At 40.5% G+C, this 17,107-nt stretch carries 18 protein-coding genes; 7 read left to right on the top strand and 11 right to left on the bottom strand.

The window, feature by feature from the left end:
• Positions 1-16: 16 nt before the first annotated feature.
• From ACLI08_RS07385 to ACLI08_RS07420, 8 genes are all read right to left on the bottom strand, one after another.
• Positions 17-1,513 carry a GyrI-like domain-containing protein gene (locus tag ACLI08_RS07385; RefSeq protein WP_411427827.1) on the bottom strand — a complete coding sequence of 499 codons (1,497 nt, stop codon included), beginning with the start codon at positions 1,511-1,513 and terminating at the stop codon, positions 17-19.
• Positions 1,514-1,592: 79 nt separating this feature from the next.
• A complete protein-coding gene (locus tag ACLI08_RS07390) occupies positions 1,593-1,967 on the bottom strand; it encodes a hypothetical protein (RefSeq protein WP_411427828.1) in 375 nt (124 codons plus the stop codon).
• Positions 1,964-3,826: a COG3014 family protein gene (locus ACLI08_RS07395; RefSeq protein WP_411427829.1), complete on the bottom strand. Its 1,863-nt coding sequence runs from the start codon at positions 3,824-3,826 to the stop codon at positions 1,964-1,966. The genes ACLI08_RS07390 and ACLI08_RS07395 overlap by 4 nt, the downstream gene beginning before the upstream one ends.
• 29 nt (positions 3,827-3,855) lie before the next feature.
• Positions 3,856-4,449 (bottom strand): penicillin-binding protein activator LpoB, encoded by a 594-nt coding sequence (locus tag ACLI08_RS07400; RefSeq protein ID WP_411427830.1) that lies wholly within the window; start codon positions 4,447-4,449, stop codon positions 3,856-3,858.
• Positions 4,450-4,680: 231 nt separating this feature from the next.
• Positions 4,681-5,292 carry a response regulator gene (locus ACLI08_RS07405; protein WP_411427831.1) on the bottom strand — a complete coding sequence of 204 codons (612 nt, stop codon included), beginning with the start codon at positions 5,290-5,292 and terminating at the stop codon, positions 4,681-4,683.
• Positions 5,289-7,073 (bottom strand): ATP-binding protein, encoded by a 1,785-nt coding sequence (locus tag ACLI08_RS07410; RefSeq protein WP_411427832.1) that lies wholly within the window; start codon positions 7,071-7,073, stop codon positions 5,289-5,291. The genes ACLI08_RS07405 and ACLI08_RS07410 overlap by 4 nt, the downstream gene beginning before the upstream one ends.
• A 12-nt stretch (positions 7,074-7,085) precedes the next feature.
• On the bottom strand, positions 7,086-7,589 hold the full coding sequence (locus tag ACLI08_RS07415) for a hypothetical protein (protein WP_411427833.1): 504 nt from the start codon (positions 7,587-7,589) through the stop codon (positions 7,086-7,088).
• A gap of 87 nt (positions 7,590-7,676) precedes the next feature.
• Positions 7,677-7,874: a hypothetical protein gene (locus tag ACLI08_RS07420; protein ID WP_411427834.1), complete on the bottom strand. Its 198-nt coding sequence runs from the start codon at positions 7,872-7,874 to the stop codon at positions 7,677-7,679.
• Positions 7,875-7,949: 75 nt separating this feature from the next.
• On the opposite strand from ACLI08_RS07420, the gene ACLI08_RS07425 reads away from it, so the two are divergent.
• A complete protein-coding gene (locus ACLI08_RS07425; RefSeq protein WP_411427835.1) occupies positions 7,950-8,339 on the top strand; it encodes a hypothetical protein in 390 nt (129 codons plus the stop codon).
• A gap of 130 nt (positions 8,340-8,469) precedes the next feature.
• Here the strand turns inward: ACLI08_RS07425 and ACLI08_RS07430 are convergent, their stop codons facing one another.
• Positions 8,470-9,537 (bottom strand): branched-chain amino acid aminotransferase, encoded by a 1,068-nt coding sequence (locus ACLI08_RS07430; RefSeq protein WP_411427836.1) that lies wholly within the window; start codon positions 9,535-9,537, stop codon positions 8,470-8,472.
• A gap of 195 nt (positions 9,538-9,732) precedes the next feature.
• On the opposite strand from ACLI08_RS07430, the gene ACLI08_RS07435 reads away from it, so the two are divergent.
• The 4 genes from ACLI08_RS07435 (at position 9,733) to ACLI08_RS07450 (ending at position 11,894) form a co-directional block, all read left to right on the top strand.
• A complete protein-coding gene (locus ACLI08_RS07435) occupies positions 9,733-10,386 on the top strand; it encodes a DUF4920 domain-containing protein (protein WP_411427837.1) in 654 nt (217 codons plus the stop codon).
• Positions 10,386-10,847 carry a hypothetical protein gene (locus ACLI08_RS07440; protein WP_411427838.1) on the top strand — a complete coding sequence of 154 codons (462 nt, stop codon included), beginning with the start codon at positions 10,386-10,388 and terminating at the stop codon, positions 10,845-10,847. Before ACLI08_RS07435 ends, ACLI08_RS07440 begins: the two co-directional genes overlap by 1 nt.
• Positions 10,848-10,892: 45 nt before the next feature.
• Positions 10,893-11,552 (top strand): tRNA (5-methylaminomethyl-2-thiouridine)(34)-methyltransferase MnmD, encoded by a 660-nt coding sequence (gene mnmD, locus ACLI08_RS07445; protein ID WP_411427839.1) that lies wholly within the window; start codon positions 10,893-10,895, stop codon positions 11,550-11,552.
• Positions 11,553-11,702: 150 nt separating this feature from the next.
• Positions 11,703-11,894 carry a hypothetical protein gene (locus ACLI08_RS07450; protein ID WP_411427840.1) on the top strand — a complete coding sequence of 64 codons (192 nt, stop codon included), beginning with the start codon at positions 11,703-11,705 and terminating at the stop codon, positions 11,892-11,894.
• A gap of 80 nt (positions 11,895-11,974) precedes the next feature.
• On the opposite strand, the gene ACLI08_RS07455 is transcribed toward ACLI08_RS07450, so the two are convergent.
• A complete protein-coding gene (locus ACLI08_RS07455) occupies positions 11,975-13,369 on the bottom strand; it encodes a TlpA family protein disulfide reductase (protein WP_411427841.1) in 1,395 nt (464 codons plus the stop codon).
• A 146-nt stretch (positions 13,370-13,515) separates the two neighbouring features.
• Between ACLI08_RS07455 and ACLI08_RS07460 the strand changes: the two genes are divergently transcribed.
• Complete coding sequence (locus ACLI08_RS07460; protein WP_411427842.1) at positions 13,516-15,138, top strand: ABC-F family ATP-binding cassette domain-containing protein; 1,623 nt, start codon at positions 13,516-13,518, stop codon at positions 15,136-15,138.
• Positions 15,139-15,247: 109 nt separating this feature from the next.
• Here ACLI08_RS07460 and ACLI08_RS07465 read toward each other — a convergent pair whose 3' ends face one another.
• A complete protein-coding gene (locus ACLI08_RS07465) occupies positions 15,248-16,336 on the bottom strand; it encodes a M42 family metallopeptidase (RefSeq protein WP_411427843.1) in 1,089 nt (362 codons plus the stop codon).
• An 81-nt stretch (positions 16,337-16,417) separates the two neighbouring features.
• On the opposite strand from ACLI08_RS07465, the gene ACLI08_RS07470 reads away from it, so the two are divergent.
• Entirely contained in the window at positions 16,418-17,074 is a 657-nt protein-coding gene (locus ACLI08_RS07470) for a DUF4294 domain-containing protein (RefSeq protein ID WP_411427844.1), read from the top strand.
• Positions 17,075-17,107: the final 33 nt, after the last annotated feature.

The following is a 17,107-nucleotide window of genomic DNA, read 5'->3' on the forward strand; positions in this document are numbered from 1 at the left end:
GCGTTTTTGTTATCTGTTACTCCCTTGGTGGGTTAAGGCCATCGTCTGTATTGTTTCGTACTGTTGTGCGAGTACTGGTACGTTTAGGTTTAGGTGTTACGGTTGTTCCCTGCGCCTGGGTTGCCGTTGTAGTAGCACGAGGGATGCCGGTTGTAGTAGCTGAGGGTGTTCTTGTTGTGGTTCCTGATGCAGTGTTCGCTGCTGTACGTGTAGGTGTGGTAGCAGCCCTATTTGTAGCGGTGCCTGTACTATTTCTTGTGCTTGTAGCAGGTGCGGTCCTTGAACCTGCAGGTTGTGTTGCTGTTCCTGCCGATCTTAGCGTTGTGGGCTTAGCCGTAGTGCTGCTACTGCCTGGCTGAACTGCATTTGTAGCAGGTTTAGCCGAAGTTGCTGCGGGTTTAACCGTTGTAGTGGTGCGCACCGGAACTACAGGTTCTGCTACAGTTGCGTTATTTATAGGCGGTAATACCGGAGTGTTTACAGAATCGTTTACCGCCGTGCGGCCTGTAGGGATGTAAATATCCGTCACCCACTGAGAAGGGCGGTTAGTATGCATTGGATTTTTTGTAAACACGGCTACATAATCACCTGTTTTATTTTCGTACAAATGTTTTTCGGCAATGTAGGCATCCGCTTTTTTCCAAGCGTTTGGCAGGTGCGAATAATCGCCCTTCAGCGTAGTTTTTAATGCCCTGAACCCCGTTAGCTCGCCACTAATGTATTCACTGCCGGCCGCGGTATAAATGGCTTCTTTTAATTGTATTGCATAAGTATATTTGGCAGTTTTTGCCGCTTTGTCTATTGCATTGTAAATTATAAACGGTGAGCCTTTTACCTCTATTTTGTTTTGTTTGGCAAAAACATACAGTTTTTTAAACGTAGCCACTGCAGAGGCATCTGCATCCGCCATGCTGCCTTCAGCCGAAGTACCTAGGAAGAAAGCATTAATTTTAGTAACCTCACCATTAACCTTAATGTCAAATTTCCTGAGCTCTGTAACCAGGAATGCATTTAGGTTATTTAGTCCATCAGAAAGGTTTTTTTCATAAGCATTGTTAATACCTCCTTTAAAAAAGGCCTGTGCCTTTTCTGTAAAGGTAAGTTTGCCGGTAAGTTTAATGCTTACTTTAGTACTGTTTAGGGTATCTTTAAAGTTCCATGAGATTTTGCTTTCAAGGTCGTTTAGTACTACCGACTGGCTTATGGAATCATTTTCGGCAACGGCCGTTGTAGTTATTTTACCGGTATTGTCGCCTTTGTTCCATGTCATGTAAGCGCCTGCACCACTGCTTCTGTCTGAAAATGTGTATGTAGCGGTAGAATCTGCGCCGCGCAGTAAACCTAAATTTTGCCAGTTTTTATACTCATTTAAATAGTTGTATAAAACCGGTTTAGGTACGTTTATTACTTTTTGCTCCTCAAGAGTATAGGTACCGTTTTGGGTAGCTATAAACACCGTTAGTGCTATGGCGCCCAGTACCAGCAAAAGAAAAACGTACTTTAATATTTTCATTATAAAATTTTGGTTGCTGTAAAATTAAAAATATTTCTATAAATTTAAAGCTATAGCCTGTAAAATAAGGAAAAAAGAATTATTCGCAATTAATAAAATTTTGCGGATAAGGAGATAAACTTACCTTATCTACAATAATAAAAACATTTTCGGTATCGGTATAAATTTCCTGTTCGGCACTTACCGATTTAGGGTAGAGTATTTTACGATGTGTAGTGGGTTGGTTATCAGTATTTTCGTTGTCTATATGGTAGTTAAATGAAATTATATTTTCATAATCATTTTTAAATCTGATCTTCCAGATGTGGCGCGTACCGTTAGTGCCCTGATGTACAAGTTGAAACGATATTTTGCTGTAACAACTCGTTTTTTCCCATTCTTGCTGCGTGCCATCGGTTTGCGAAAAACCTGTTGCACAACTAAGTAGCAATATTGCTATCCAGAAATTTTTCATAGCTCTTCTCTTTTAAGTATTGTTACATAAACATCGGCTTTTTCTTGTATCGCAGGGTACCATCCAGGGGTTTCGGTACCCGGTTTTATAATATCGGTAAGGTAGTAATAAGTATCTTTAGCTTTACCTGCATCCTTCAGATTTTCAAATTCATCCAACGATACCACCTTCATTTTGCCGTTATACGGTACGTCGGTTATTGCATACGTTATTTTTACGCTTTTAACCGAGTTTGTTTTAAACAGTACTTTTTTACCCCAATACGTTTTATCTTGGTTTTGCTGAGGGAAATATTCCAGTTTATACGATATCCCTTCAGGCGTGTCTGTCCACTTTCCGTATTTTACAGCATATTTTTCCTCCGGCTTTACAATGATTTCTTTGCCGGGGTTTGTAGCGGTTGGGCTATCTGCCTTTACATCTGTTGGCACTGTTGGAAGCACTTGGGTGCGGCCGAGATCAAAATAATTTACAATTTGCAGCCCCTTTTTATAAGGCAGCGTAATAGTATCTGTATCTATTACATTACCGGCACCGTATTTTTTTAGGACGATTTTATTCTGGGGCTTATTTTCCAGTGGGATACGCACATAGCTTATTGTGGCCGGTAACGACTGCCAGTTTCGCGTATCGGCTTTCTCGGTTATCGCTCCTGCGGCATCGGCGCCCAGTTTTACAAGGTCACCTCCGTCTTTGCCTAATGCCTGAGTAGCGATTTCACCCAAAATCGCACTTCCTGCTTTTTTTGATGCAAAGCGCACAGCCATATTTACGGCTTCGCGAAGCATACGGTCTTGCAGGCATTGCCTGGCTATGGCATAATAGTCCTCTGCGGGTTGAAAGTATTTTTCAGTGCCGTTTGTTATAACCGACGCTTTTGTGTAATAGCTGTAGCTGCGGTTGTATTTTGGTATCGCGATAGCGTTTATAGACCCGAGGTTTGTACCAAAAGGAATAGGCAGTAATATATCATGCACTACGCCATCTTCCATGTACGAGCCATAGAAAAAGCTACCTGCTCCCGAGGCGGTAACAACAATCTGGTCTTTTACAGGCCCCTGCCCGTTTTCCCAAAATATAATCGCTTCCGCATCACTGGTTTGCAGGGGTGTAGGGGAGAGGTTATATTTTTTAATATACTGGTTATACTCCTCGGTAAATCCAAGTGTGCGTGCTGTGCGAACAAGGTCTTGCTTTAATTGATCTGGCATGGGTACACCAAAATAGCTGTTGCCGTTGGCGCTAAATATTTCCTCTGCATTGCGGTAGGCAATAAAGGCATTGTTTACATCTCCGGATGCCTCGTATATAATGCCCTGCAGGATTTGGCTAAAAGCATCGGTGGTATACTTGTTTTTATGATTTTGGTACTTATCATTTAACTGTAGCAGCTTTATGTTGATGCGTTTTGCCTCTACCAGTGCTTCATCGGGTTGCCCCAGCATAAAGTAGTTGAGCGCCATATAGTAGTGCATGCTTACTTTTTCAAAGTCTTCGCCTTTGTAAGGAGCCGCCATGGGGTTTGTAAGGTTAGCCGCAACAGCGTGCGCTGCATCAGTCTTAATGCCATCGTCTACCAGTACGTAGGCTTTTTCAAACCACGTATTACTTAGGGCATAGTTACCGGCCATGTGCTCTATTTTTCCTTTTTCCAGATAATAGAGCAGCCTGTTGCGTTTTTTGCGCAAAAATTTATTTTGGTCGGCAAGGTCAGAGGCGGTTTTAAACTGCCCCGTACTTATTTGCTGCTGTATTTCGCTTGTTTTAATGCTATAAGTATCGCAAGAGTAAATACAGGTGGTTAATAGTAAAAGTGCCGCCTTGGTGAGGGCGGCTACTTTAAAGCTGGCTTTTTTCATCTGTTCAGGAAAATTGAAAACGGCCGTGATTATTTAATAAGCTTTTTAATTTTTTTGTCGCCTATCCATACTTTTTCATTGGTTTGTATGTTAGTAAGCTCCAGGTCTATTTGGTAATAAACCGCTTTCTCTTTTTTGTTTTCGTCTACAATAGAGTTTACAGTGCCCTGTAGCATAAAGTCGGCGCCATGCTCAAGTCCAAATTTTTTCATGGTACTTGCTGATGCATTATTTTGCTGTTCGGCACGCTCCCCGCGAATTTCCTCGCGCATTGTGCCGGCCTGTACCAGCCTCATACGTCCTGAATTTATTATAGCTTTTTCTATGTCTTTAGAAAACGTTTCGGTGGCTATATGTTCATGGGATTTATTTGTAATCATGCCCACAATAAGTACCGGTTTTTTACCTGTATTTTCACTGGCAAACGTGCTGTACCAAGAATGATCCATTAGTTCGGCGGTGATTTCTTCGGCAGTAAGGCGAGAATCTGTATCGTTCCAACGGCCGCTTATGTCTGTTACCGTGTTTTCGTTTACACGTTGTACGTTGCTTTTAGATGATGAGCATCCTGTAGTAGTTATAATCGCTGCAGCTGCTAAGATAGTAAGGGTAATATTTTTCATTGTGATTGTTTTTTTGATTGATAAAAATACAAATTTCATTTCTTAACGCGTAGTGGATTACAAATTATATGCCAAAAAATAAAGCCGTGGAATTTTTCCACGGCTTGTCCTAAACCAACTACAAATAACTAATATTAAAAAGTCCCCTTTTGCCTATTTTAGTGCACTTGTTGTCCCAGCAAAATTGCTTATTTAATTTATATTTGAAAATACCTATTAATAGGTATTTATTTAAAAATCGTATTTTTTTTCTACCGAATAACGCATTAGTTCTGACTTGCCTTGAAGGTTAAGTTTTTTAAGGATGTTTTTTCGGTGCGTGTCCACAGTAGTTTTTCCAATAAAAAGTGTATCGGCAATTTCCTGTGATGTTTTTCCTTCACCCACCAGTTTAAGTATTTCTTTTTCGCGCTTGCTTAATGGTACTTCATCTGTTACAGTAGTTTCTTTACCTTTAATGCCCGTATCAAAGTAGGTTTCGCCTTTGTGCACGGCACGTATGGCTTCTATTACTTTTTTTAAGGATGAGTTTTTAAGTATATACCCGCTGGCACCGGCCTCCTGCATTTGATGAATAGCTTCGTCTTGTTCAAACATACTAAAGGCTATTATTTTACAGTTAGGAAACTCCTGCTTAATGTGGCGTGCCGCAGTTATACCGTCCATCACCGGCATGCGGATATCGGTTAATACCACGTCGGGCTTTTTACTGCGCACAATATCCAGCAGGCGGTCGCCATTGCTGGCTTCGCCTACAATTTTTATATCTTCCTCGTATTCAAGGAACACCTTCATGCCGTCTATAAGTGCCTGATGATCTTCTGCTATAGCTAATTTTATCATACCGGGATATCTATTATTATGGTTGTCCCCTTACCGGGTGTACTGTCTACTTCAAAGGTACCGTTTAATTGCTCAATTTTCTTTTGTATAGCGCCTAAGCCCATACCGTCGTTTGAAAGCGTAGCGGTGTTAAAACCTACACCGTTATCTTCAATAATTATATTTATGCTGTCTTCGTGGTGGGTTAGCTGAATAGATGCCTCTGTAGCCTGGCTGTGCTTAATAATATTTGTGCACAACTCCTGTATGGTCCTGAAAATATTTATTTCGAGCGTGTTATCAAGCCTTGTGGTAAAACCATAAGGTATAAACTGCATTTCTATTTTTCCGGGTACCGATATTTTTTCGGCAAGCTTTTTTACAGCCGGTATAAGGCCATCGCCAGACATTACCCCGGCGTTTTTACCATGGGCAAGCCTTCTCACTTTATGGTATGCCTCATCTATAAGCTCATCAGTACGCTCATATAAAACATCATCTGTAGGATCTGTATTTTTTTTACGCATCCTTAGGTTTTCAAAGTTTAGTTTCAGGGTGGCCAGCATGCTGCCAAGGTTGTCATGCAGATCGTTTGCTATGCGCTGACGCTCGCGTTCCTGCCCTTCGAGCATGGTATCTATTATTTGAAGCTCGTGCTCCTTTAGTGTTTTTTCCAGTTTTTGTTGCTCAATCAATGTTTCCTGATGGCTTATTTTTTCCTTACGGCGGGCATTTTTTACAATCAGGAAGCCTATAACTACCAGTGCTGCACTTACAGTGCCTGTAGCATAAGTAACCAGTTTACTTACCTTAACATCGCTTTTAAGTACTTTGTTTTCAAGCTCTTTTTCCTTCGCCCGGTATTTAGATTCTATATCGTTCTTAGCTATGTTACGCTCCTGTTCTTTCATACTGTCGCTGTAGCGATAGGCCAATTCCTGAAATTTAAAAGCGTTTTTATAATCTTGTGCTTCTTTATATGTTTCGTACAGCTCTTCGGCACTTGCCTGTTTATATCCATACTCTGCACGTTCCGTTTTTTGATTAAACGCTTCTAAAAGATATTCTACAGACTTTTTATAATTCTTTTTTATGCGGTATGAGGCCGCCATATTAACCAGGTAATAATTTTTATCTTCTACAGTACCTTGTTTTTCCAAGTACGGTAAAGTTTTGTTAAGGAAATATATAGAAGAATCCGGTTTCTTAAGCATGCCAGTGTATAACATAGACATATTAGTATATACAATGTAAATCCCACGATCGTCTTTTATTTCCTGGCAAAGCTTTAGTGCTTTCTTGTAGTATTTTCTGCTTAGTTCGGCATTTCTGCCCTCCTGATAGTAATCGGCTAAATATACGTAAGCCGTAGATTTTTTGTCTTTATTGTCGGTTTTTTCTATATATGTTATGTAATCCCGTAAGTAATTAATAGGGTCTGTAGTGTTGGTGTTGCTGTAATAAATAACGGAGTAAATACCCAGATTGGTATCCATTAAGGCGTCTGTGCTATCTATAGATTTGTATATTTTTTTTGCCTCAAGCAACAATGTCAAAGCCTTATCGTCCTGATTAGTACTTTCGTAGTAATCAGCTAATATTCTATTATATAAAGCTTTATCGGCTCCTTTATACGACTTATAGGGTAGGGCTTTAATCTCTTTAATCAATACTGCAGGCAATTCTTTTCCGGATTTTTTCTTAAGTTCTAAAAGTGTCTTGTTATATTGGCAAACTGCCTTCATGCTTACCATATAAATAAGTATAAAGGCAGTTTTTAAAAAATATCTTTTTAATAGCATCAAACAGTTTTGTTATTTTATTTTTTTTACTACTAATCCGGTCATGCCTCGTTTAGGCATAATCATTACAGGGGATTCTAATTGCTCATCGTCATTTACTAGGGGCCCTGTTTCAAAGTCGGCGTCAGGGCTGCAAGCTAAGTAATCTTTTACGTAACTGATATCATAATAAGCATCATGGAAGAGTACAAGACTTATATCTTTTGTAAAGTCAAGCGGTTCAACATCCAGGCTTATGTCCTGTATAAAAGCGCTGTTTAGGCTAAACAGTATGGTTTGTGGCTCGTCTGTCGTAGTTCCGTCTGCGGTGTAGTTGGTAAGATCTGTATTTTGTACTTCTACCAGTCGCATAAACATTAAAATCCTGTTTGGGTAGTCTTTGCAAGAAAGATTGTAGATGGTATCGGTTTTAAACTCGTACTTTTCGTCGTACTCTTTTGGTAAATAGGCTTTGTAAACAGCCATTAAGGTGGCGCTGTTGTACTCTCCTTCTCCTGAATAAATTGCGTGTGGCATACCTGGTTAATTTAAAATTAATATTACAAAAATTATCTAAATACTGTAATAAAAAAATCCCCATTGGTGGGGATTTTAATTTTGCCTTTAGTGCACTGTGTCTTTGGTGAGTACTTTTATAATAAAGAGGAGTGCTACAAATGATAAGAATGCCAGTAGCACCAAATACGTGCGTTTATAATACAGCTTGTGCAAAGGCAGGTCTTTACGGTACATAATTGTAATAATGGTGACAAACGCCACCACAAACAATGCTGCAAATATTATCTGTCCTGTTGTAAACATGTTGAAATCTTTTATGCAAAGCTACAACAAGCGGTTTTATTTCAGGGTATTTTTAGGGCACAAAAATTCAGTGTCATGAAAAAACAATTAGATGCCGTAGGGCTGTTCCATAAGTCGTTTAAACTAGGAGTAGGCGAAACTACCCGCGCAAGCCTTGGTGAAAACCTTAATACACTGCGTTACAGCCTTATGAAGGAAGAAAATGAAGAATATTTAGAAGCTGCGCAGAATAACGACCTTACCGAGGTAGCCGATGCGCTGGGCGATATGCTGTACATTTTATGCGGAACCATTATAGAACACGGCCTGCAACACAAAATAGAGGAGGTATTTGATGAAATACAGCGCAGTAACATGAGCAAGCTGGATGATAACGGTGAGCCAATTTACCGTGAAGATGGCAAGGTAATGAAAGGACCTAATTATTTTAAGCCCGATTTCGCCGAAATTCTTTCAGGTTTGTAGTTTATAGTTTGTGGTTCTGAGTGGAACTATAAACAATAAACCACGAACCATAAACTGAAAACAAAAATGCCTTAGAAATTCTAAGGCATTTTTGTTATGTGTCAGTGTATAGAATGCTATTGATGACAGACTATATCTTCACTGTCCAGCCAAATTTATCTTCGGCAAGTTTATACTGTATGCTTGTTAGCTTTTCTTTAATTTCCAGCGAAAGCGGTTTTTCCTGTTTTGGAAGTTCGTAGTAGGTATCCTGGTATTTAAACCCAATAATAGGATTTACAACAGCAGCGGTACCGGCGCCAAAAATTTCTTTAAGTGAGCCGTTTTTAATGCCTTCCACAAGTTCTGTAACTAATACCGGGCGCACTTCTACCTTAAGGCCTTCGCTTTCGGCAAGTTCTAAAATACTTTTACGGGTTACACCATCCAGTATACGCTCGCTTGTAGGAGCGGTACACAGGGTGTCATTAAATCGGAAAAACACGTTCATTGTGCCTGCTTCTTCCAGTTTTGTATGTGTAGCATCATCGGTCCATATAACCTGCTGGTAGCCTTCTTCATTAGCCAGTTTTGTTGGGTAAAACTGAGCTGAGTAGTTACCTGCTGCTTTTGCAGCACCGATACCACCGTTTGCCGCGCGGCTAAAGTGTTCTGCTATAAGTACTTTTACCTCGCCAGAGTAGTAGGATTTGGCAGGAGACATAATAATCATAAAGCGGTATTCCTGCGATGGCGATGCTATAACGCCATGGCCTGTAGCTATCATAAAAGGGCGCAGGTATAGTGAGTTTCCGTTACCTTTTTTTACCCATTCTTTATCCAGGTTAATCAGTTGCTTAAGCCCCTCAATAAAAACATCTTCGGGTACTTCGGGCATGGCGAGCCTTACAGCCGACTTGTTAAAGCGGATAAAGTTTTGGTCAGGCCTAAACAGCCATACGTCGTCGTTCTCGTCTTTATACGCTTTCATGCCTTCAAAAATCGCCTGGCCGTAATGAAACACCCTCGATGAAGGATCCATGGGCATAGGGGCATAAGGCGTAATAACAGGGGTACCCCACTTACCATCCTTATAATCGCAGTACAGCATGTGGTCTGTAAATACGTTCCCGAAAGGCAGGTTGTTGAAGTCAACGTCACCTATTTTTGAGGTTTGGGCTTTGTGCACTTCAATGGCAAAAGTAGGGTTAGCGCTCATTAGTGTATTGTAGTTTAGAGTTATTCGCGTTCTCGCAAATTTACTAAAAAATCATCGTTGGGGCTGTTTTGGGTTAAAAAAATGAAAAATAAAAAAACAAAGGGCTGAAACAAAGAAATATAAATAACTCTCTGGCGTTGGCATAATTAAAGAAACTGTATAAATTTGTCACAACATTAACCCAAATAGTTACAAATGAAAAAAACACTTGTACTTGCAGCCGCACTGCTAAGCCTAGTAGCCTGCAAAAAAAATGAAACCGAGGTTAAAGCCGAAGATACTGTTATAGAAGGTAAAGATACTACTATGGTAGATACTGATACCGTTACTAAAGACAGTGTGGCACCTGCCGAAACGCCTGAGGCCGAAGAAGCCGAAACGCCTGATGCTACAACACCGGCAAAAGAAAAAGCACCGGCAGCTAAAACCACTGCTGCCGTTAAGGAAAACTATCAGTCGTTTGGCGATAAAATTACTGCAGACAATGCCATTACTAAGGCGCAAATGCTTAAAAAATACAGTACCCTTAAACCTGGAGATACCATTACTGTAAAGTTTAAAACTGATATAAAGGAAGTTTGCCAAAAGAAAGGCTGCTGGATGTCACTAGATCTTACCCAGGGTAAAGAATCGTTTGTAAAATTTAAAGACTACGGATTTTTTGTGCCGTTAAATGCAGGTGGGCAGGAAGCTATAGTACACGGTAAGGCGTTTGTAAGCGAGATTTCGGTAGCGCAATTAAAGCACTATGCTAAAGACGGTGGTAAAAGCGAAGCTGAGATTGCCAAAATCACAAAGCCTGAATTTAAATACGGCTTTATGGCCGATGGTGTGCTTATAAGCGAATAATGAAGAAGTTATTACTTATAGTTTGCATCTGCATGGCCTTTGCTGCCTGTAAAAAAGAAACAGCGGCAACCGATGCTAAGAAAACAGATACTGTTTCAGCGGCCTGCGCAAAGCCTAAGAAAAAATTTAAGATGTATGAAATGAGCGAGCTTGCTGCGCTCATGGAACAAATGTATGTGGAAAATGAACAGCTAAAGCAGCGTATTATAAAAGGCGATACGGTAGGGAGCTTTCCGCAGCACATAATAAAAATACATTCAGCTGCCATGACAGACGAGTCTGACAGGGATGCGTTTTTTAAGGAAAATGCGGCTAACTTTATAAAGGCACAGGAGCTCATTTACAAAGACCCTAAAAACGCCAAACAGCATTTTAACGATGCGGTTTCGGCGTGTATACAATGCCACGAAGGAAAATGCGGCGGGCCTATACCCAGGATTCAAAAGCTTTATATAAAGTAAAATGATGATTTTTTTAGGTACTTTTGCTTAAATAAATCTACCATTTTGAAAAGAGAAATCATTATAACCGGCGACGGATCTGTAACCATACACCTTCCTGACATGAAGGAGAGTTACCATTCTAAGTTTGGTGCCATACGCGAGGCGTATCATGTATTCATACAAAACGGGCTGGCCTTAACTAAAGGGCAGCCCGTTGCTGTTTTAGAAATAGGTTTCGGTACCGGGCTTAATGCTTTTATAACCTACCTCGAAGCACTTAAATCAGGCCAGCAGATACACTACACTGGGGTAGAGGCTTACCCTGTAGCGGTAGAAGAAGCCATGCAGCTAAACTACGTAACCGAACTTAACGCCATAAACTATATGGGGGTTTATGAGCAAATGCACCGCGCCGGGTGGGAGCAGCCTGTAGTGCTACCCGGTAATTTTACGCTGGTTAAGCAGCATAAGTTTTTTCAGGATATAACAGACGAAGGTTTGTATGATCTGATTTATTTTGATGCCTTTGGTTACCATGCACAACCGGAGCTGTGGAGTGAGGAGATTTTCGCCAAAATGTATAAGGCTCTAAAGCCTAACGGCATATTAGTTACCTATGCGTGCCGCACTGTTATAAAAAATGCCATGAAAGCGGCAGGCTTTAGCACAGAAAAGCTACCCGGCCCACCGGGCAAGCGAGAAATGTTAAGAGGATATAAGTAGGTTTTTTAAGCTTAAAATTATATTATTAAAAATTTTAATCTATAAAAATTATCAAATTCATTTTTTTAGTCGAATTTAATTTTATAATTTTACTTCATCGTTCTTAAAAACCTAACCTCATTTTAAATTTTATTACATATGCCTGCATCCATGTTTAATTACACAAAGATGGTACTGGAAAACGTAAGTTTTGATCCCGTACTTTTTTGCAAGGAAGTAGAAAAAGCTTTTAAAATGTTGCTGCCTTACGACCTGGAAAGGTTAGTAGATTGGCTGTACAAGTTTACAACAACCCGACCGGAATTGCAGGGATGCCTTACCGGTATGGAAAGCACAAAATAAGTATTAACACCTTACGGTAAAGTAAAAAGGTTACTCTGCAGAGTAACCTTTTTTGTTATAATGTATTTAGTAAAAGCGGTTTATTTTAGCTCTTTTTCAAAAGATTCGTCAAGCAGGTTAGTAAACGCATTGTGTATGGTGCCATTGCTGTTAAGCACTATAGTACGGTTTATTTTGTTTAATACCCATTTGTGGTGCAGTTGTTCAAAATCAGTACTACGCACCTGTGTAACGCCCTTGTGCTCATAGGCTCCCAGGTTCTTTTTCCACTCGGTATCATTATCTACGTTAATGGCTACAAAATCAATCTCCGGATGTTTTTTCTGTAGTTCGCCTACGCGGTTGTATACCTGCTGTAACAGCACACGTGCACATCCGGTCCAGAAAAATATAACCGTTTTTCGTTTTATGGTATTTCTTACGTTATACGGCTTACCATCGGTAGTTATAAGTTTTACATCGGGTAAATAAGTGCCTGGTGTAAGGTCTTTTATGGCAAGGCTAAGCTGCCTTATTTCATTATCCGGGCGTTTATTTGTAGAAAGCGTGTTGTAACGCTCCAGGAACCGGTTGTTGTTCGCTATGTTTTCGTCTTCCAGCAGGTAGCCAAAGGCAATATTATCTAAAACAATATTCTTCAGGTCTTTATTAGCAAAAAGTGAGTCGGCTGCGTTTAGCCTGTTAAGGTTAAAGTCTATAGAAAACTCGTCTACTCCACCTTTTTTAAACGTTTTATAATACGCTCGGTTAGTGGTGTAGCCCACGCAATAGCGTATAAATGGAGAAAAATGGATTAGTTTGCTGTTGTTAAAGTCTATCTTTTTTCGATAATCGTAGTAGTTTGCCGGCAGTGATTCTTTTATGCTTTCGCCGTTACGCCTTGCATACAGGTAAGGATAAAATTCCTGATAACCGTAGTAATTAAGCCACACACGGTTTTTAGCATAAAAGTCAAAGCCCACACTCCAGCCGAGTTCTTTCTTCTTTGCGTTGTAAAAGTTTAAACGGTTGGTGTGTGTAGAGTCGGCAAATCGTTCAAATCCCTTGTAATCAAGCGAAAAGCTGTCGTAAGAGTTTCGCCTGTCTGTATCTATCATAGTAAACAACTCCATCATAAAGTTGTTTTTCTCGGCACCTTTTCCGCTAAACACTATTGACTTATCAAAATCATCCGCATCTATAGAAACAGATATGCTGTCATTTTTATCAAAATAAACATATTGGAAATCGGGCTCATGCTTAAAGCTGTATATACCCGGGGTAAGTGAGTCAAATGCAATGCTAAAGCGGTTTTCTTTGTCCAGTTTCAGGGTATCTGTAACGGTATTGTTCCTGCAAAACAACACATAGGGCTGCCTCGGGTTTTTTATCTGTCCCGAAAAATAGGCTTTGTAACCGGAACTATCTCCGGCACATCCGTTAAGTAGCAGCAGCGAAAAAAACAATAGTGCTGTAAAGGGCTTGTTCAGATACATTTGGGTCTTTAAAAACGCGCAACCACAAATTTACCCCATATTATTCCGCCTGTTGTTAAAAGACAGTTAAAATAAGCAAAATGAGGTATATAGTTTGCAACTGCAAATAAATGCTTATTTTTTCTATTTTTGCAAAAAATTTTATCATGCTATCAGTTTCAAATCTATCAGTACAGTTTGGCAAAAGGATTTTGTTTGACGAAGTAAACACAACCTTTACCCAGGGCAACTGTTATGGTATCATCGGTGCAAATGGTGCCGGTAAGTCTACGTTCCTTAAAATTCTTTCAGGAGATATGGACCCTACATCGGGCCGTGTACACCTGGAACCGGGTAAGCGTATGAGCGTACTGAACCAGAACCACAACATGTTTGACGAGCATACGGTGCTTGAAACGGTAATGATGGGCAACAAAACCCTGTTTGCTGTAAAAAAAGAAATGGACGAAATTTACCTTAAGCCGGATTTTAGCGATAAAGACGGCGAAAGGGTAGGCGAGCTCCAGATTATTTTTGAAGAAATGAACGGCTGGAATGCCGATTCTGATGCGGCTACCATGCTAAGCAACCTTGGTATAGGCGAGGAGTTTCACTACACCTTAATGGGCGATATGGATGGTAAGCTTAAAGTACGTGTGCTATTGGCACAGGCCCTTTTTGGCAACCCAGACGTGCTTATTATGGATGAGCCTACTAACGACCTTGACTTTGAAACCATATCTTGGCTTGAAAATTTCCTGGCTAACTATGATAATACGGTTATTGTTGTATCGCACGACCGTCACTTCCTGGATGCGGTTTGTACACATATTTCTGATATCGATTTTGGTAAAATAAACCACTTTAGCGGTAACTATACCTTCTGGTACGAATCTAGCCAGCTGGCGTTGAGGCAACGTGCCCAGCAAAATAAAAAGGCTGAGGAAAAGAAGAAGGAGCTACAGGAGTTTATTATGCGCTTTAGTGCTAACGTGGCTAAAAGTAAGCAGGCTACCAGCCGTAAAAAAATGCTTGAAAAGCTAAAGGTAGACGATATTAAACCATCGAGCCGACGCTACCCTGCCATTATTTTTGACCAGGAGCGTGAGGCAGGCGACCAAATACTTAACGTTAAAGACCTTTCTGCTTCTATAGACGGCGAAGTGTTGTTTAAAAACGTAGACCTTAACATGGCTAAAGGCGATAAGGTGGTGGTGTTTTCTAAAGACAGCCGTGCCACTACTGCTTTTTATGAAATACTTAATGGTAACATGACAGCTGACTCGGGTACTTTTGAGTGGGGTATTACTACTAACCAGAGTTACCTTCCGGCAGATAACCATGCGTTTTTTGATAATGACTTAACTCTTGTAGACTGGCTGCGCCAATGGGCTAAAACAGAGGAGGAGCGCGATGAGGTTTATGTACGTGGTTTCCTTGGTAAAATGATTTTTAGTGGTGAAGAAGCCCTTAAGACCGGCCGTGTACTTTCGGGAGGGGAAAAAGTGCGTTGTATGCTTAGCCGTATGATGATGCTACGCGCTAACGTACTAATGCTCGATGAGCCTACAAACCACCTTGACCTTGAAAGTATTACCGCGTTTAACAACTCGCTTAAAAACTTTAAGGGTTCTGTACTGTTTACCACGCACGATCACGAGTTTGCACAAACCGTAGCCAACCGCGTTTTAGAAATTACCCCTAAAGGTGTTATAGACCGTTACATGACGTTTGACGATTACCTTGATGACGATAAAATACAGGAGCTAAGAAAGAAGATGTATTCTTAAGCGGCTGAGCTACTTAGCTTCTAAGTTTTTAGAAGAGACATCATAATACAAAAAAATCCCGTGAATAATTATGCTCACGGGATTTTTTTATTAAGCAACTTAGCAACTTTTATTTAAAATACGAAAAAGTTTCTCCGTTTTCTAAGTTAAGCAGCGTTTCGTATATCAGCTTAATCACGTTTTCCACATCTTCTTTATGTACCATTTCTACTGTGGTATGCATGTAGCGAAGTGGTAGCGAAATAAGAGCCGAAGCTACACCGCCGTTGCTGTACGCAAAAGCATCTGTATCGGTACCGGTAACCCGGCTCGATGCCAGGCGCTGAAACGGGATTTCATTTTTCTCTGCTGTATCTACAATTAATTCACGCAGTTTGTTTTGCACCGCCGGGGCATAGGTAATAACCGGACCCTTGCCAATTTGTGTATCGCCTTCAATTTTTTTATCAATCATAGGCGTGGTGCTGTCGTGGCATACATCTGTAACAATAGCTACGTTAGGGCGAATGGTTTTAGTAATCATTTCTGCCCCGCGCAAGCCCACTTCCTCCTGAACCGAGTTGGTTATATAAAGCCCAAACGGAAGCGTTTTACCGTTTTCTTTTAGAAGGCGCGCTACTTCGGCAATCATAAATCCGCCTATTCGGTTGTCTATGGCACGGCATACAAACTTATTTTCGTTTAGTACCATAAACTCGTCTGGGTAGGTAATAACGCAGCCTACATGTACACCCAGTTTCTCTACTTCTTCCTTGTTATTGCAGCCCAGGTCTATAAACAGGGTTTCTATTTTTACGGCTTCTTCCTTGCCGCGCATACGGGTATGTATGGCCGGCCACCCAAAAACGCCTTTCACAATACCATTTTTGGTATGTATGTTTACGCGCTTGCTGGGGGCTATCATGTGGTCGCTGCCGCCGTTGCGTATAACATAGATAAGGCCGTTATCGCTTATGTAGTTTACGTACCATGAAATCTCGTCGCTATGGCCTTCAATCACTACTTTATAAGGAGCATCTGGGTTAATTACGCCCACTGCTGTGCCATAGGTATCAGTAATAAACGTGTCTACATAAGGTGTAAGGTACTCCATCCATATTTTTTGCCCTTCGCTTTCATATCCGGTAGGGGAGGCATTGTTTAAATATTTTTCCAAAAATGCCATTGAGGCATCGTTTAGTATGGTTTTTGCAGACATAAATTTAATTTTTGGCTAAAATATAAATAACATAGCACAGTTACGTATAATTGTATACTTTTGAACACAATTTTTATGCGGATGAAACCAACATTCTACTTTGTTTTGTTACTGTTCTTTTTCGGTACAACGGCCTTTGCCCAGATTACTGAAAAAGACAGTATTGCTGCAGACTCTATAGTGTTTACTACCCAGCTGCCCGATCTTATTATTTCTAATGTAAAAGACTCTATATCGCCCGATAAAAAGCTGCAGTTGCTGCAACTGCGCAGGCGAGTGCTTAAGGTATACCCGTATGCTAAAATAGCTGCCGAGAGGCTTACCATGCTAAACCAGAATATGGCACGCCTTAAAACTGAGAAGGATAAGAAGAAGTATGCTAAAATGGTAGAAAAATATCTTGAGGATGAGTTTGAGGGCCAGTTAAAAAAGCTATCTCGTAAGGAAGGGCAAATACTGGTAAAACTTATATACAGGCAAACCGGTAAAACTACCTACGATCTTATACGTGAGCAAAAAAGCGGATGGAAGGCTTTTTGGAGCAATCGTATGGCGCACCTTTTTAGCATAGACCTTAAAAAAGGCTATACACCCGCCACAGAAGCAGAAGACTTCATGATAGAAGGTTTCTTGCGTAAGGCTTTTGAAGAACGCAGGCTAGTAAACCAGGAGCCCGCCTTTACCATAGATTATCCTGCGCTGAAACGACAATGGAAACAGCGTACAAATAACGAATAACAAAAAAGCAGATTGATTACAATCTGCTTTTTT

The organism is Flavobacterium sp. RNTU_13 (genome assembly GCF_046614455.1).
Taxonomy (GTDB): domain Bacteria; phylum Bacteroidota; class Bacteroidia; order Flavobacteriales; family Flavobacteriaceae; genus Flavobacterium.

Excerpts from the sequence above, each read along its gene's own strand:
- ACLI08_RS07385 (WP_411427827.1), bottom strand. The coding sequence starts at position 1,513 with ATGAAAATATTAAAGTACGTTTTTCTTTTGCTGGTACTGGGCGCCATA.
- ACLI08_RS07390 (WP_411427828.1), bottom strand. The coding sequence starts at position 1,967 with ATGAAAAATTTCTGGATAGCAATATTGCTACTTAGTTGTGCAACAGGT.
- ACLI08_RS07395 (WP_411427829.1), bottom strand. The coding sequence starts at position 3,826 with ATGAAAAAAGCCAGCTTTAAAGTAGCCGCCCTCACCAAGGCGGCACTT.
- ACLI08_RS07400 (WP_411427830.1), bottom strand. The coding sequence starts at position 4,449 with ATGAAAAATATTACCCTTACTATCTTAGCAGCTGCAGCGATTATAACT.
- ACLI08_RS07405 (WP_411427831.1), bottom strand. The coding sequence starts at position 5,292 with ATGATAAAATTAGCTATAGCAGAAGATCATCAGGCACTTATAGACGGC.
- ACLI08_RS07410 (WP_411427832.1), bottom strand. The coding sequence starts at position 7,073 with ATGCTATTAAAAAGATATTTTTTAAAAACTGCCTTTATACTTATTTAT.
- ACLI08_RS07415 (WP_411427833.1), bottom strand. The coding sequence starts at position 7,589 with ATGCCACACGCAATTTATTCAGGAGAAGGAGAGTACAACAGCGCCACC.
- ACLI08_RS07420 (WP_411427834.1), bottom strand. The coding sequence starts at position 7,874 with ATGTTTACAACAGGACAGATAATATTTGCAGCATTGTTTGTGGTGGCG.
- ACLI08_RS07425 (WP_411427835.1), top strand. The coding sequence starts at position 7,950 with ATGAAAAAACAATTAGATGCCGTAGGGCTGTTCCATAAGTCGTTTAAA.
- ACLI08_RS07430 (WP_411427836.1), bottom strand. The coding sequence starts at position 9,537 with ATGAGCGCTAACCCTACTTTTGCCATTGAAGTGCACAAAGCCCAAACC.
- ACLI08_RS07435 (WP_411427837.1), top strand. The coding sequence starts at position 9,733 with ATGAAAAAAACACTTGTACTTGCAGCCGCACTGCTAAGCCTAGTAGCC.
- ACLI08_RS07440 (WP_411427838.1), top strand. The coding sequence starts at position 10,386 with ATGAAGAAGTTATTACTTATAGTTTGCATCTGCATGGCCTTTGCTGCC.
- ACLI08_RS07450 (WP_411427840.1), top strand. The coding sequence starts at position 11,703 with ATGTTTAATTACACAAAGATGGTACTGGAAAACGTAAGTTTTGATCCC.
- ACLI08_RS07455 (WP_411427841.1), bottom strand. The coding sequence starts at position 13,369 with ATGTATCTGAACAAGCCCTTTACAGCACTATTGTTTTTTTCGCTGCTG.
- ACLI08_RS07460 (WP_411427842.1), top strand. The coding sequence starts at position 13,516 with ATGCTATCAGTTTCAAATCTATCAGTACAGTTTGGCAAAAGGATTTTG.
- ACLI08_RS07465 (WP_411427843.1), bottom strand. The coding sequence starts at position 16,336 with ATGTCTGCAAAAACCATACTAAACGATGCCTCAATGGCATTTTTGGAA.
- ACLI08_RS07470 (WP_411427844.1), top strand. The coding sequence starts at position 16,418 with ATGAAACCAACATTCTACTTTGTTTTGTTACTGTTCTTTTTCGGTACA.